Annotated in this window: 12 protein-coding genes and 2 pseudogenes; 7 read left to right on the forward strand and 7 right to left on the reverse strand. The window is 72.4% G+C overall.

Going from position 1 to position 13,824, the window contains the following annotated elements; all coding sequences use genetic code 11:
* Positions 1-245: 245 nt before the first annotated feature.
* Positions 246-791: an NUDIX domain-containing protein gene (locus AB0K92_RS23495; protein WP_165996868.1), complete on the forward strand. Its 546-nt coding sequence runs from the start codon at positions 246-248 to the stop codon at positions 789-791.
* Positions 792-817: 26 nt separating this feature from the next.
* On the opposite strand, the gene AB0K92_RS23500 is transcribed toward AB0K92_RS23495, so the two are convergent.
* Together AB0K92_RS23500 and AB0K92_RS23505 are read right to left on the reverse strand one after the other, a co-directional pair.
* The gene (locus AB0K92_RS23500) at positions 818-1,075 is read right to left on the reverse strand and encodes a hypothetical protein (RefSeq protein WP_365925832.1); all 258 of its coding nucleotides are present in this window, start codon (positions 1,073-1,075) and stop codon (positions 818-820) included.
* A 199-nt stretch (positions 1,076-1,274) separates the two neighbouring features.
* Complete coding sequence (locus AB0K92_RS23505) at positions 1,275-2,150, reverse strand: 3-hydroxybutyryl-CoA dehydrogenase (protein WP_165996865.1); 876 nt, start codon at positions 2,148-2,150, stop codon at positions 1,275-1,277.
* A 193-nt stretch (positions 2,151-2,343) separates the two neighbouring features.
* Here AB0K92_RS23505 and AB0K92_RS23510 point away from each other — a divergent pair, with 193 nt between their 5' ends.
* On the forward strand, positions 2,344-3,666 hold the full coding sequence (locus tag AB0K92_RS23510; protein WP_365925834.1) for a family 10 glycosylhydrolase: 1,323 nt from the start codon (positions 2,344-2,346) through the stop codon (positions 3,664-3,666).
* Between the two features lie 193 nt (positions 3,667-3,859).
* On the opposite strand, the pseudogene AB0K92_RS23515 reads toward AB0K92_RS23510, so the two are convergent.
* Together AB0K92_RS23515 and AB0K92_RS23520 are read right to left on the reverse strand one after the other, a co-directional pair.
* Positions 3,860-4,039 (reverse strand): annotated as a pseudogene (locus AB0K92_RS23515) (DUF1918 domain-containing protein); the annotation flags it as partial.
* A gap of 91 nt (positions 4,040-4,130) precedes the next feature.
* The gene (locus AB0K92_RS23520; protein ID WP_365925836.1) at positions 4,131-5,057 is read right to left on the reverse strand and encodes a DMT family transporter; all 927 of its coding nucleotides are present in this window, start codon (positions 5,055-5,057) and stop codon (positions 4,131-4,133) included.
* Between AB0K92_RS23520 and AB0K92_RS23525 the strand changes: the two genes are divergently transcribed.
* A complete protein-coding gene (locus tag AB0K92_RS23525) occupies positions 5,056-6,519 on the forward strand; it encodes a PLP-dependent aminotransferase family protein (RefSeq protein WP_365925838.1) in 1,464 nt (487 codons plus the stop codon). The genes AB0K92_RS23520 and AB0K92_RS23525 overlap by 2 nt on opposite strands.
* Positions 6,520-6,564: 45 nt before the next feature.
* On the opposite strand, the gene AB0K92_RS23530 is transcribed toward AB0K92_RS23525, so the two are convergent.
* The gene (locus tag AB0K92_RS23530; RefSeq protein ID WP_365925840.1) at positions 6,565-7,179 is read right to left on the reverse strand and encodes a DUF6461 domain-containing protein; all 615 of its coding nucleotides are present in this window, start codon (positions 7,177-7,179) and stop codon (positions 6,565-6,567) included.
* Between the two features lie 59 nt (positions 7,180-7,238).
* Here AB0K92_RS23530 and AB0K92_RS23535 point away from each other — a divergent pair.
* Positions 7,239-7,397: pseudogene (locus AB0K92_RS23535) on the forward strand (GNAT family N-acetyltransferase); the annotation flags it as partial.
* Between the two features lie 56 nt (positions 7,398-7,453).
* A complete protein-coding gene (locus AB0K92_RS23540) occupies positions 7,454-8,077 on the forward strand; it encodes a histidine phosphatase family protein (RefSeq protein ID WP_365925842.1) in 624 nt (207 codons plus the stop codon).
* Here AB0K92_RS23540 and AB0K92_RS23545 read toward each other — a convergent pair.
* Positions 8,059-8,505: a DUF6314 family protein gene (locus AB0K92_RS23545; protein ID WP_365925844.1), complete on the reverse strand. Its 447-nt coding sequence runs from the start codon at positions 8,503-8,505 to the stop codon at positions 8,059-8,061. The two genes, AB0K92_RS23540 and AB0K92_RS23545, sit on opposite strands and share 19 nt — an antisense overlap.
* A 143-nt stretch (positions 8,506-8,648) precedes the next feature.
* Here AB0K92_RS23545 and AB0K92_RS23550 point away from each other — a divergent pair, with 143 nt between their 5' ends.
* Positions 8,649-11,138: an alpha-L-arabinofuranosidase C-terminal domain-containing protein gene (locus tag AB0K92_RS23550; protein WP_365925846.1), complete on the forward strand. Its 2,490-nt coding sequence runs from the start codon at positions 8,649-8,651 to the stop codon at positions 11,136-11,138.
* A gap of 92 nt (positions 11,139-11,230) precedes the next feature.
* Here AB0K92_RS23550 and AB0K92_RS23555 read toward each other — a convergent pair whose 3' ends face one another.
* Positions 11,231-12,235, reverse strand: a complete 1,005-nt coding sequence (locus AB0K92_RS23555) for a hypothetical protein (protein WP_365925848.1) — start codon at positions 12,233-12,235, stop codon at positions 11,231-11,233.
* A 483-nt stretch (positions 12,236-12,718) separates the two neighbouring features.
* Here AB0K92_RS23555 and argC point away from each other — a divergent pair, with 483 nt between their 5' ends.
* Positions 12,719-13,747: an N-acetyl-gamma-glutamyl-phosphate reductase gene (gene argC, locus AB0K92_RS23560; RefSeq protein ID WP_365925850.1), complete on the forward strand. Its 1,029-nt coding sequence runs from the start codon at positions 12,719-12,721 to the stop codon at positions 13,745-13,747.
* Positions 13,748-13,824: the final 77 nt, after the last annotated feature.

The following is a 13,824-nucleotide window of genomic DNA, read 5'->3' on the forward strand; positions in this document are numbered from 1 at the left end:
CCGTCCGGGGGACACCGTGCCGCACCGCCATGCCCACGCCACGCACGAGCCACACCCGAGCCGTGCACCGTCATGCCCCCTGCCGCACAGCCGTTCACGCTGATTCACCGCGATCCACCGCGATCCCCTGCGACACCCCGCGACACGCTGCGCCCGCCGCCGCCCCGCGAGCGGCCGCCGTGCGCCTGCTGCCCGCTCGCTCCTGCTGCGATATTGCCACTTACTCGGCGGAAGGTGGCAGAACCATGCAGTGGACGAAACAGAACGAACAAACTGTGTATGAAAACCGCTGGTTCAGCGTCAATCTGGCGGATGTCGAACTGCCGGACGGCCGGCATCTCGACCACTTCCTGATACGGCTGCGGCCCGTCGCCGTGGCCACGGTGGTGAACGAGGCCAACGAGGTCCTGCTCCTGTGGCGCCACCGCTTCATCACCGACAGCTGGGGGTGGGAACTCGCGGCCGGCGTCGTCGAGGACGGCGAGGACATCGCGGCGGCGGCCGCCCGGGAACTGGAGGAGGAGACCGGCTGGCGGCCGGGACCGCTGCGCCACCTGATGAGCGTGGAGCCGTCCAACGGGCTCACCGACGCCCGGCACCACATCTACTGGGCCGACGCGGGCGAGTACGTCGGTCACCCCGTGGACGACTTCGAGTCGGACCGGCGCGAATGGGTCCCCCTCAAGGTCGTCCCCGACCTGGTCGCCCGCGGTGAGGTCCCGGCCGCCAACATGGCGGCCGCACTGCTGTTACTGCATCATCTCCGGCTCGGCCACGACACCGTGCCCTAGGCGAACGGCCCGGCCCCAGGGGGTGGCTAGCGTCCGAAGGCCTGCCAGATGGCCACCACCAGGGCCCCGATCGCGGTCACCGCCGTGATCGAGGGCAGCGGCCACCGGGCGTGCTCCAGGTGGACGAGCCGGGTGTGCAGCTCGTCGACTTCCTTGGCGGTCTCCTCGGTGCGGTGGGACAGCAGGGCCAGTCCGCCCTCGACGCGGGCGTACGCCACGTCGAGGCGGCGACGTAACTCTGCGAGTTCCTCCAGGGAGACGGATTGCTGGGGATCGGCGGTCACGAAACCGCTCCTTTCCGTGTTCTCTCACGTCTCTTGCATGCGCATGCCTGAGTCAACTCGCCTGGTCGGCGCATGGGGAGTGTGTGCGCACGGCATATGCGTGGCCGCCGCGCACACGGTGTGTGAAACACGTGGGCCCGGCACCTTGTCCGGGTGCCGGGCCCTTACAGCTAGCGCTGGGTAATCAGCCGCGCGCCGGTCAGCCGTACGTGTAAAAGCCGGAACCGGTCTTGCGGCCCAGCCGCCCCGCGTCGACCATGCGCTGGAGCAGCGGGGGAGCGGCGTACAGCGGCTCCTTGTACTCCTCGTACATCGAGTGCGCCACGGAGGCGACCGTGTCCAGGCCGATGAGGTCGGAGAGCTTCAGCGGGCCCATGGGGTGGGCGCAGCCCATCTCCATGCCGTTGTCGATGTCCTCGCGGCTGGCGATGCCCGACTCGAACATCCGGATCGCGGAGAGCAGGTACGGGATCAGCAGCGCGTTGACCACGAAGCCGGAGCGGTCCTGGGCGCGGATGGCGTGCTTGCCGAGCACCTTCTCGGTGAACAGCTGCGCCCGGCTGAGGGTGCCCTCGGAGGTGGTGAGGGCCGGGATCAGCTCGACCAGCTGCTGCACCGGGGCCGGGTTGAAGAAGTGGATGCCGATGACCTGGTCCGGCCGCGCGGTGGCGACGGCCAGCTTCACCAGCGGGATGGAGGAGGTGTTGGAGGCCAGGATCGCGTCCGGGCGGGTCACCACCTGGTCGAGCACCTGGAAGATCTCGGTCTTGACCTGCTCGTTCTCGACGACCGCCTCGATCACCAGATCGCGGTCGGCGAACTCGCCGAGGTCGGTGGTGAAGCTCAGCCGGGCCTGTGTGGCGTCCCGCTCGGCCTCGCTGATCTTGCCCCGCTCGGCGGCCTTGGCCAGGGAGTTGAACAGCCGGGTGCGGCCGATCTCCAGGGCCTCGCCGGTGGTCTCGGCGACCTTGACGTCCAGTCCGGCGCGGGCGCACACCTCGGCGATACCGGCACCCATCTGGCCGCAGCCGACCACTCCGACGCGCGCGATGTCTCCCGCTGGGATGCCTGTCACATCGTCCCCTTCGCTGATCCGTTCGGCCGCGGCAGGGCCGCCGGGTCCCGGGGCCTGCGTCGAGCCTGCTTCGTGCCTGCTCCGTTCGTGCACGTTACCGCCAAGTATCGATGATCGATCGCCGGGGTCGGGCATTCTGGGCCCGGAGACGATCCGTGACCGCGCCAGGACGCGGTGTAGGGGGTGTTCTGCCATGGGACGTGTGACCCGTCGGGCGTTCGCCGCGGCAGCGGTGTCGGCCCTGCTGATGACGGGCGAGGCCGGTGCCGCCCACGCGCGGGCCGGGAGGTCGCCCGCCGACGAGGACCCGGCGCCCGACGCCGGGGACACCGGGCGGCCGGATCAGGCCACCTCGGCCGGGAAGACGGGCCACGGGGGCGGCGGCGCGGCGGCCGGGGAGATGCGCGGCATGTGGCTGGCCACGGTCGCCAACCGGGACTGGCCCTCGCGGACCGGACTGAGCGCCGCCCAGCAGCGCGCCGAACTGCTCGCCCATCTCGACCAGGCGGTGCGCAGCCGCCTCAACACGGTGATCTTCCAGGTGCGGCCCGCGGCCGACGCGCTGTGGCCCTCGCCGTACGAACCGTGGTCGCAGTTCCTCACCGGCACCCAGGGCAAGGACCCCGGCTGGGACCCGCTGGGCACGGCCGTCGAGGAGGCCCACCGGCGCGGACTGGAATTGCACGCCTGGTTCAACCCGCTGCGCGTCGCCACCCACGGGGACCCGGACCGGCTGGTGCCCGGCCACCCCGCCCGCCGCCATCCGGAGTGGGTGGTGAGCTACGGCGGACGGCTGTACTACAACCCGGGGCTGCCGGAGGTCCGTACCTTCGTGCGGACCGCGATGCTCGACGCCGTCGCCAAGTACCCGATCGACGCCGTCCACTTCGACGACTACTTCTACCCCTACCCGGTGCCGGGCCAGAGCTTCGACGACGACGCGGCCTACGACCGCCACGGCGGGGGCTTCGGCAACCGGGCCGACTGGCGGCGCGACAACATCGACCGGCTGGTGCGGGACATGGCGGCGGACATCAAGAAGGTCCGGCCCGCCGCCCGGTTCGGGATCAGCCCCTTCGGGGTGTGGCGCAACGCGGCCACCGACCCGCTCGGCTCGGACACCCGGGCCCTGCAGGCGTACGACGACCTGTACGCGGACACCCGCAAGTGGGTGCGGGAGAGCTGGATCGACTACATCTGCCCGCAGCTGTACTGGTACATCGGCTACTCCGCCGCCGACTACGCCAAGCTGGTCCCGTGGTGGTCCGAGGTCGCCCGGGGCACCGCGACCAAGCTGTACATCGGCGAGGCCCTGTACCGGGCCGGGAACCCGGCGCAGCCCGCGCCGTGGCAGGACCCGGCCGAGCTGTCCCGGCATCTGACGCTGGCCCGCGAGCATCCGCAGGTGCGCGGGCACGTCTTCTTCGCCGCCAAGGACGTGGCGGCCGACCCGATCGGCGCGATGGCGCGGGTGATCGCCGACCACTACCGGCAGCCGGCGAACCCCGCGCGCTGAGTCACTGTCCGGTCATCGGGGACCGGCCGGTCATCGGTGGCCGGCCGGTCGTGGGGGACTGGCCGGTCGTCGGAGACTGCCCGGTCGCCGGGGACTGGCCGGTCATCGGGGACTGGCCGGTCGTGGGGGACTGTCCCGTCGTCGGGGGCCGGCCGGTCATGGGGGACTGTCCGGACGCGGAAGGCTGGGCGCTCCGGTGCCGGATCTCGGTGTCGGGGCCCGGGGAGCACAGGCCCTCGTGCCCGTCCTCGAACCTGACGCGGTACGGGGGGTTGCCCCCCTGGCCGAGCACTTCAACGATCTCGCCGACCTTGTCGTGCTGTCCGACCACCCTGCCGTGCTGGACAAGCTGGTCGCCCACGCTTGCGCGCATCTGGGGCCTCCTCACCATCGAGTGAGCAGCGGTCCGTGACCGCGTGTTCCGCGGCGCTGCGCACCGGGCGATACCGGGTGGCGCACGCCGTTCAGCCTCGCGCCCGCTGGGTGACGGCGATGCAGACGAGCACGGCCGCGGCCGTCAGCGGAGCGGCCACTGTCAGGTGCTCGCCCAGCAGCAGCACCGACCACACCAGTGTGAGCAGGGGCTGGGCCAACTGCAACTGGCTCGCCTTCGGGATGCCGATGGCCGCCATGCCCCGGTACCAGACCACGAGGCCCAGGAACTGGGAGCCCGCCGCCACCCACAGCAGCCCGGCCACGGCGTGCGCCGTGAGGGTCACCGGCTCGTACGTCAGCGCGATCGCCGCCGCCGGGAGACTCAGCGGCAGACACAGCACCAGCGCCCAGCCGATCACCTGCCAGCCCGGCATGACCCGGGCCAGCCGGCCGCCCTCGGTGTAACCGGCCGCGCACACCAGCAGCGCGCCGAAGAGGTAGAGGTCGGCGGTGCTCAGGCCGCCGCCGCTCTGCTGCACGGTGAAGACGCCCACGGCGGCGGCGCCCGCGAGGGCCGCGGCCCAGAAGGTGCGGGACGGGCGGGTGCCGACGCGCAGCGCGGACAGCGCGGCGGTGGTCAGCGGCAGCAGTCCGACCACGACCGCCGCGTGCGAGGTGGTCGACGTCTGGAGGGCGAGGGTGGTCAGCATCGGGAAGCCGAGGACCACTCCGGCGGCGACCACGGCCAGCCCCGGCAGATGGCGGCGGTCCGGCAGCGGAACCTTCAGGGCCAGCAGACAGCCGCCGGCGATGAGCGCCGCCAGCACACTGCGCACGCCCACCAGCGACCAGGGACCGAAGCCCTCCAGGCCCCAGGCGGTGGCCGGGAAGGTGAGGGAGAAGGCGACGACGCCCAGGGCGGCCTGGAGGGTACCGCCGGAGACCTTGGCCCGCGGAGCGGCGGCGGTGTCGACCGCTATCGTGGTCGGCTTGATAGCGCTACTCTGTGCTCTCATGCAAGAGCGTAGCAGTGTGGGTGAACTGGCGGAACAGCTGCGGAGAGAGCTCGACCGCTACTCTCCGGGCGGAAAGCTGCCGTCGAGTCGGGTGCTGGTGGAGCGGTTCCGGGTGAGTCCCGTGACGGTCTCCCGGGCGCTGGCGCAGCTCGCCGCGGAAGGGCTCGTGGTCACCCGGCCCGGCGCGGGCGCCTTCCGCGCCGCGACCCGCCCGTCCGCCGCCGCGCCCGCCGGGGACACCTCCTGGCAGGAACTCACCCTCAGCGCGGACGGCACCGCCGAGCCGGTCCCGCGCTCCGTCGACGCCGCCGGGGTGCTGGTCTCGCTGGCCGCGCCGCCGCCGGGCGTGATCGAGTTCAACGGCGGCTATCTGCATCCGTCCCTCCAGCCCGAGCGGGCCATGGCCGCGGCGCTGTCCCGCGCGGGGCGCCGCCCCGGCGCCTGGGGGCGGCCGCCGATGGAGGGACTGCCGGAGCTGCGGGAGTGGTTCGCGCGCAGCATCGGCGGTCCGGGCGGGGCCGTCACGGCGGCCGAGGTACTGATCACCTCCGGCGGCCAGTCCGCGCTGACCACCGCCCTGCGCGCGCTCGCGCCGCCCGGCGCACCGGTCCTCGTGGAGTCGCCGACCTACCCCGGCATGCTGGCCATCGCCCGCGCGGCGGGCCTGCGGCCGGTGCCGGTCCCGGTGGACGCCGACGGGGTCCGCCCCGCGCTGCTCGCCGACGCGTTCCGCGCCACCGGCGCCCGCGTCTTCGTCTGCCAGCCGCTGTTCCAGAACCCCACCGGCGCCGTCCTCGCCCCCGAACGCCGGGGCGAGGTGCTGCGGATCGCCCGTGCGGCCGGGGCGTTCGTCGTCGAGGACGACTTCGTCCGGCGGCTGGTGCACGCGGACGCGCCGCCGCTGCCGCGTCCGCTGGCCGCCGAGGACCCCGACGGGGTCGTCGTCCACGTCTGCTCGCTCACCAAGGCCACCTCGCCGAGCTTCCGGGTGTGCGCGCTGGCCGCCCGCGGTCCGGTGCTGGAGCGGCTGCGCGCCATCCAGGTCGTCGACACCTTCTTCGTGCCGCGGCCGCTGCAGGAGGCGGCGCTGGAGCTGGTCGGCTCGCCCGCCTGGCCGCGCCATCTGCGGGCCGTGTCCGCCGAGCTGAAGGCCCGGCGCGACGCGATGACCGCCGCGCTCGCCCTGCACCTGCCCGAGCTGGCCCTGCCGCACATCCCGAGCGGCGGCTACCACCTGTGGCCGCGGCTGCCCGAGGGCACCGACGAGAGCGCCCTGACGGCGGCGGCCCTGCGCGCGGGTGTCGCCGTCACCCCCGGCCGCCCCTACTTCAGCGCCGAACCGCCCGCCTCCCACCTGCGCCTGAGCTTCGCCGCAGTGGCGGGCACGGGGGAGATCACGGAAGGCGTCCGGCGCCTGCGGACGGCCTGCGACGAGGTGTTCCGGGACGGCAGGACGGCCTGAGCCGAGGTGGTGCAGGGACGGCAGGACAGCCTGAGCCGAGGTGTTCTAGGCGGAGCGGGGCACCGCGGCGACGCCGCAGGTGAACTCGGCGGTCTCGAACAGCTCCGGCGTCAGGCGTATGCCGGTGACGCGGTGGGCGAGGGCGAAGGCGGCCTCGGTGTGGTGGTCGGTGTCCCGGTCGTCCGCCTCGCTCAGGTCGAAGCCCGACTCGCGCATCTCGGTGAGCAGTTCGTCGGGGTGGCTGCCGTCGCGGTGGTAGGCGAAGAGGGGTTCGAAGTGCAGGCGCAGGGTGCCGTCCTCGTACCAGTTGAAGTGGTCCACCGCATTGACGTTGCGGAAGTGGGACACCACCGTGCGCCCGCGCGACAGCGGCAGCATCGCCTCGTCCCGTATGCCCAGGTAGCCGTTGTACTCGAGCATCAGGGCCCAGTCGCCGACGGTGGTGGCGCCGACGTACATCCGGTAGGGCGTCTGCACCGCGTACGACGGCTCCGCGAGCGCGGCCACGCCGGTGGCCCGGCCCGCCGGTTCGGCCCTCAGCTCCTTGAGCAGTTCTTCGGCGGTCAGCCCGCGCACCAGCGTGACGCAGTACGCCTCCATCAGGTCCGCGTACCGCTCCTCCAGCCACGTGTAGTCCGCGGCGGTCGTGATCCCGTTCATGACCGCAGCATCGCACCCGCCACTGACAACGCCGGGCGACCTGCGAAAACCCCTGGATCAAGGGCGTCGGTACGGCGCTGGCGGCGGCCGTTCGGGAGGAGCTGCGGCCCGACGGGCTGTGGCGGATCCTGCTCGCCACGCACGACGCGCACGGCGTGTACGGCAAGCTGGGGTTCGCGCCGCTGGACCGGCCGGAGCAGTGGAGGGCGCTGTATTTCCAGGCAACACCGCAACACCTCTTGACCTGCGCACTCCCGGGCCGCACCATCCCCGCATGCCACTTCGGGTCACCTTCGTCGCCGCCGCGCGCAGCTCCCCGTCGGCGCCGGAACGGTTCGAGGACGACCGGCCGCTGGACCAGGCGGGCTGGGACGCGGTGCAGCGCGTCGCCCACGAGCTGCTGCCGCTCGCGGCGGCCGAGCTGCGCTACTGCTCGCCCACGCCGCGCAGCCGCGCCACCGGCGACGCCCTCGGCTACGCGCCGCTGGCGCAGCTCGCCCTGCGCGACTGCGACATGGGCCGCTGGCGGGGGCTGACCCTCGGCGAGGCGATGGCCCGCGAGCCGGAGGCCGTGGACGCCTGGCTCGCCGATCCGCGCGGCACCCCGTACGGCGGTGAGTCGCTGCTCGCCTTCATCGGCCGCGTCGGCGGCTGGCTGGACACCCGGCCGCGCGAGGACGGCTGCCGGATCGTGGCGGTGGCCGAGCCGTCGGTGATCCGCGCGGCACTGGTGTACGCGCTGCAGGCGCCCCCGTCGACGTACTGGAACATCGACGTCCGCCCGCTGTCGACGATCACGGTGACCGGGCACGCGGGCCGCTGGAACCTGCGGTTCGACGGCGGCTTCGGCGCCACCCACCCCGCTGTGGACGTCCGGGCTCAGTCCACGCGCGTGTAGTCCGTGGTCAGCACCAGGTCCTTCGCCGGGCCCCGGACCCGCCACACCGTCCGCCAGCGGTCCGCGTCCCGGACGGTGAACTCGCCGCGGTAGAGGTCGGCCGCGCACGGGTGGTCGGCGACCCAGCGCCCGGTCGTCAGGTCCAGGTCGTGGAAGGGCCGTCCGTCCGCGAACCGCACGTCGGCCGTCCCGGCGCCGGCCGCTCCCGGCAGGAAGCGCAGCGTGCGCTCGGCGGGCCGGGCGACGCCCCGCCACACGAAGGTGCCGGACTCCCGGTGCAGCAGCGCGCCGCCCTCGGAAGGGCTGAAAACCGTCGTTCCGTCGAAGCGGCCCTCGTCCCCGCTCGCGAGATCGCGCACCGACCGCTCGACCCGCCAGCTCCCGGCCAGGAACGCCAGCACCTCCGGAACTGGCCAGAACTCGCCCATCGCCTACTGCTCTCCGTCCCGTCCGTCGCCGCGCGACCCATTGACGCGTACCCGCCCCCTCCCTATCTTGCCGTTCGAAGTGCTGACCAAGGTCCGATATTTCGAACAGCTCCCGCTCGGGAGCACAGAGCCGCGGAGTATCCATGTCACGCACCACCCGCACCACCCGCCGGAGACTGGGCCTGGCCGCGACCGCCGCACTGGCCGTCTCCTGCGCGCTCGTGCCCGCGCCGGCGCACGCCGAGCCCGTCACCGACTACGCGATCACCGTCGACCCGTCCGCCACCGGCGCGACGATCGACGACACCATGTACGGCGTCTTCTTCGAGGACATCAACCGCGCCGCCGACGGCGGTCTGTACGCCGAGCTGGTGCAGAACCGGTCCTTCGAGTACTCCACCGCCGACAACGGCTCGTACACCCCGCTGACCTCCTGGACGGTCGACGGCACCGCCCAGGTCCTGAACGACGACGGGCGGCTCAACGAGCGCAACCGCAACTACCTCTTTCTGGGCGCCGGCTCGTCCGTCACCAACGCCGGCTACAACACCGGCATCCGGGTCGAGCAGGGCAAGAAGTACGACTTCTCCGTCTGGGCCCGCGCCGCCGCCGGCACCACCCTCACCGTGTCCCTGAAGGACGCCGCCGGCACTTTGGCCACCGCCCGCCAGGTGGCCGTCGAGGGCGGCTGGGCCAAGTACACCGCCACCTTCACCGCGACCCGGACCGGCAACCGGGGCCGCCTCGCGGTCGCCTCCTCCGGCGCGGTCGCGCTCGACATGGTCTCGCTGTTCCCGCGCGACACCTACAAGAACCAGCCCAACGGCCTGCGCAAGGACCTCGCCGAGAAGATCGAGGCCCTGAAGCCGGGCTTCGTCCGCTTCCCCGGCGGCTGCCTGGTCAACACCGGCTCCATGCAGGACTACAGCGAGGCCACCGGCTGGCAGCGCAAGCGGGCCTACCAGTGGAAGGACACCATCGGCCCGGTCGAGCAGCGCGCCACCAACGCCAACTTCTGGGGCTACAACCAGAGCTACGGCCTCGGCTACTACGAGTACTTCCGCTTCGCCGAGGACATCGGCGCCATGCCCCTGCCCGTCGTCCCCGCCCTGGTCACCGGCTGCGGCCAGAACCGCGCCACCGACGACGAGGCGCTGCTGAAACGGCACATCCAGGACACCCTCGACCTGATCGAGTTCGCCAACGGCCCGGCCACCTCGACGTGGGGCAAGGTGCGCGCCCGGATGGGCCACCCCAAGCCCTTCGGCCTCACCCACATCGGCGTCGGCAACGAGGAGAACCTGCCGGACGCGTTCTTCGCCCGCTTCCAGAAGTTCCGCGCCGCGATCGAGGCGAAGTACCCGGACATCACCGTCGTCTCCAACTCCGGCCCCGACGACACCGGCACCACGTTCGACCGCCTGTGGCAGCTCAACCGCGAGGCCGGCGTCGGCATGGTCGACGAGCACTACTACAACAGCCCGCAGTGGTTCCTCCAGAACAACGACCGCTACGACGACTACGACCGCGGCGGCCCGAAGGTCTTCCTCGGCGAGTACGCCTCCCAGGGCAACGCCTTCAAGAACGCCCTCGCCGAGGCCGCGTTCATGACCGGTCTGGAGCGCAACGCGGACATCGTCAAGCTCGCCTCGTACGCCCCGCTGCTCGCCAACGAGGACTACGTGCAGTGGAGCCCCGACATGATCTGGTTCAACAACCGCGCCTCCTGGAACTCGGCCAACTACGAGGTCCAGAAGCTGTTCATGAACAACGTCGGCGACCGCGTGATCCCCTCCACCGCCACCGGCACCCCGGACGTCAGCGGCCCCATCACCGGCGCGGTCGGCCTGTCCACCTGGGCCACCAGCGCCGCCTACGACGACGTGAAGGTCACCGCGGCCGACGGCACCACCCTGCTCAGCGACGACTTCTCCGCGGGCGCCGCGCAGTGGAAGCACGTCGGCGCGGGCAGCTGGTCCGTCCAGGACGGCGCCTACGTCCAGACCGACGCCGCCGCCGAGAACACCCTGGTCACGGCGGGCGACCCGGCGTGGAAGGACTACGACCTGCACGTGAAGGCCACCAAGAGGTCCGGCAAGGAGGGCTTCCTCGTCGCCTTCGGCGTGCGGGACACCGGCAATTACTACTGGTGGAACCTCGGCGGCTGGAACAACACCCAGTCCGCCGTGGAGCAGGCATCCGACGGCGGCAAGTCCACACTGCTCTCCAAGCCGCACTCGATCGAGACGGGCCGCGCCTACGACATCGACATCAAGGTGCGGGGCCGCCAGGTCGCCCTCTACCTGGACGGGCAGCTGTGGGGCAGCTTCACCGACGACAAGCCGGCCGAGCCGTTCCGCCAGGTCGTCACCGAGGACCGGCGCACTGGTGACCTGATCGTCAAGGTCGTCAACGCGCAGTCCACGGCGGCCCGCACCGCGATCGACCTCGGCGGCGCGAAGGTCTCCTCGCGGGCCCGGGTCACCACGCTGGCCGCCGACCCGCAGGACGTGAACACCGAGACCGACACCCCGGTCACCCCGGTGACGTCCACGTTCTCGGGCGTCGCCACGAAGTTCACGTACACCTTCCCGGCGAACTCGGTCACCTTCCTGCGGATCGCCAGGCGATAGGGAGCGAGGGAACCGCGAAGGCAGCGAAACAGAGCGGGAACGGGCGGCCCGTCCGCGAGGTGCACCCGGGCCGCCCGCACCCCCTCAGGTCCTCACTCCCTCTCGAACTGCGCCGCGTTGACCGCGGCTTGAAGCCGAAGCCAGGTGGGATCCGATGCGCCGGCCGCGGTCACCGTCGCCAGGTCGTCCGCCTCCCATGTACGGGTCCCGTCGGTCACGACGAGGTGTGTCTCCAGGCTGTCGCCGTCGTCCGGAACCTCGGCAGTGGCCTCCAGGAACGCCGTGGCCGCGGCTCTGGAGACCTCCCTGCTCGCGGCGCGGGTCTGCGGGGAGCCGGAGGACACGGACAGGAGCACCAGCTCTCCTCCGCCGCCGGCGACGAGGAGCTCGCCCGTCGCCGTGGCGGCCAGCGCGGACAAGCGGGTCCCGGTCAGCACCGCGTGCTCGACGGCCTGCGAGGCGTCGAGGTCCACCTCGATCAGTGCCCCCGTGGGCGTGGCGATCCACAGCACACCCGGCTGGGACCCGAAGGCGAGGTTGTGACGCGACCAGGACGTCATCTCGTCGAGCCACTCCTGCGGGTAGGGATAGCCGGGGCAGGGGTCGCCGAGGGGCGTGGCCAGAACCCGGCGCAGCGAAGGGAACTCGAAGACGTCCACCGTGTTGCCGTACGCGTTGCCACGGATCGCGATGTGGCGTCCGTCCGCGCTGAAGAGCGGCGTCCGGTAACCGTCGCAGTCCAGGATCAGCGCCCGGCGCAGCGGTCGCATCGCGGCGGGCGCGGTCCCCTGATCGACGCGCGCGAACAGGCAGTAGGTCGCGCCCTGGTCGCTGACGAGCGTGGCGACGAGTCCGCCCCCTGGGTGCTCCGCCACTCCCGTGTCCCACCGGGGCCCGGCACCGATGGTCCCGGAGGCGAGGTCGAGGGCGTCGGAGCTCTCCCACCCGCCGCCCTCGTCGCGGAACGACGGTGCGCCCCACAGGGTCTGCCCGTCCGGGCTGAAGGCCAGACCGCGGTAGGAAGCCCCGGCCGGAGCGCCTTGCGGTGCGCGGACCCCGGCGGGAGTCCATTGCCGCAGTCCCTCTTCGCCTGCCACGACGAGCAGGGGCTCGTCCGGATGCCACGCCGCAGCGGGCGTCCGCTGGGCCCGCTCCCACCCGAAGGCGCCTCCATAGGCCTCCGACGTGAGGCCCACGGAACCGAGTGCGCGTAGCTGCCCCGCGCCGCAGTCCCATAGGTGGACGGCCGGACGCTCGGAGTCCCAGCAGGCCACCAGCGGAAGCCGCGGATGGCATCTCAGCTGTTCGAAGGAGCGCTCTCCGCCGGCCGTCCCGCGTGCCACTACCTCAAGATCGGTCACCCCGGCACCGTAGTTCCCGCCGGCCTGCGCGGCGAGCCCCTCACCCGGCGACCTGGTGCGGGCGTCGCATCTCGAGCCGCATTCCGGCGTGCTCCACGGCCATCGGCCCGGCTGCGCGCTGTCTGCGGACGGCCGCACGGTGCTCGACCGGAAAGATCAGCCCGCCATTGCATAAAAGTGCAGCGAAACGTATAGTCATGCCATCCAGGAGGAGGACCCATGACGGTACGTGCGGCAGTGGCCGGAGCGAGCGGATACGCGGGCGGAGAGCTGCTGCGCCTGCTTCTCGCGCACCCCGAGGTCAAGATCGGCGCCCTGACCGGCAACTCCAACGCCGGACAGCGGCTCGGCGCGCTCCAGCCGCACCTGCTGCCGCTGGCCGGCCGGGTGCTCGACGAGACCACCGCCGACGTGCTCGCCGGGCACGACGTGGTCTTCCTCGCCCTGCCGCACGGCCAGTCCGCCGCCGTCGCCGAACAGCTCGGCCCGGACGTCCTCGTCGTCGACATGGGCGCCGACTTCCGGCTGAGGGACGCCGCCGACTGGGAGAGGTTCTACGGCTCCCCGCACGCCGGGACCTGGCCCTACGGCCTCCCCGAACTGCCGGGTGCCCGCGCCGCGCTGGAGGGGTCCAAGCGCATCGCGGTGCCCGGCTGCTACCCCACGGCCGTCTCCCTCGCCCTCTTCCCGGCCTACGCCGCGGGACTCGCCGAGGCCGAGGCCGTGATCGTCGCCGCGTCCGGCACGTCGGGCGCCGGCAAGGCGCCCAAGCCGCATCTGCTGGGCAGCGAGGTCATGGGCTCCATGACGCCGTACGGCGTCGGCGGCGGCCACCGGCACACGCCCGAGATGATCCAGAACCTCAGCGCGGTGGCCGGGCGGACCGTGAGCGTCTCCTTCACCCCCACCCTCGCGCCCATGCCGCGCGGCATCCTCGCCACGTGCAGCGCGAAGGCGAGGCCCGGCGTGACCGCCGAGTCCGTCCGCGCCGCCTACGAGAAGGCCTTCGCCGACGAGCCCTTCGTGCACCTGCTGCCCGAGGGCCAGTGGCCGGCCACGGCGTCCGTCTGCGGTTCCAACGCCGTGCACACGCAGGTCGCGTACGACGCGGCCGCCGGCCGGATCATCGCGGTCAGCGCCATCGACAACCTCACCAAGGGCACCGCAGGCGGTGCCGTACAGAGCATGAACATCGCCCTCGGATTCCCCGAGGAGCTGGGTCTTTCCACGATCGGAGTCGCACCGTGAGCGACGCGCGGGCGGCCGCCGGGCCGCAGACGACGACGATGGCCGCACCGGTGCGCCGCCCGGGCGGAGAAGCGAAC

Origin of the sequence: Streptomyces sp. NPDC052687, from assembly GCF_040678395.1 — a bacterium.
Classification (GTDB): domain Bacteria; phylum Actinomycetota; class Actinomycetes; order Streptomycetales; family Streptomycetaceae; genus Streptomyces.

Coding starts and splice junctions, on each gene's coding strand:
- AB0K92_RS23510 (WP_365925834.1), top strand. CDS start 2,344: ATGGGACGTGTGACCCGTCGGGCGTTCGCCGCGGCAGCGGTGTCGGCC.
- argC (WP_365925850.1), top strand. CDS start 12,719: ATGACGGTACGTGCGGCAGTGGCCGGAGCGAGCGGATACGCGGGCGGA.
- AB0K92_RS23520 (WP_365925836.1), bottom strand. CDS start 5,057: ATGAGAGCACAGAGTAGCGCTATCAAGCCGACCACGATAGCGGTCGAC.
- AB0K92_RS23525 (WP_365925838.1), top strand. CDS start 5,056: ATGCAAGAGCGTAGCAGTGTGGGTGAACTGGCGGAACAGCTGCGGAGA.
- AB0K92_RS23550 (WP_365925846.1), top strand. CDS start 8,649: ATGTCACGCACCACCCGCACCACCCGCCGGAGACTGGGCCTGGCCGCG.
- AB0K92_RS23495 (WP_165996868.1), top strand. CDS start 246: ATGCAGTGGACGAAACAGAACGAACAAACTGTGTATGAAAACCGCTGG.
- AB0K92_RS23545 (WP_365925844.1), bottom strand. CDS start 8,505: ATGGGCGAGTTCTGGCCAGTTCCGGAGGTGCTGGCGTTCCTGGCCGGG.
- AB0K92_RS23530 (WP_365925840.1), bottom strand. CDS start 7,179: ATGAACGGGATCACGACCGCCGCGGACTACACGTGGCTGGAGGAGCGG.
- AB0K92_RS23540 (WP_365925842.1), top strand. CDS start 7,454: ATGCCACTTCGGGTCACCTTCGTCGCCGCCGCGCGCAGCTCCCCGTCG.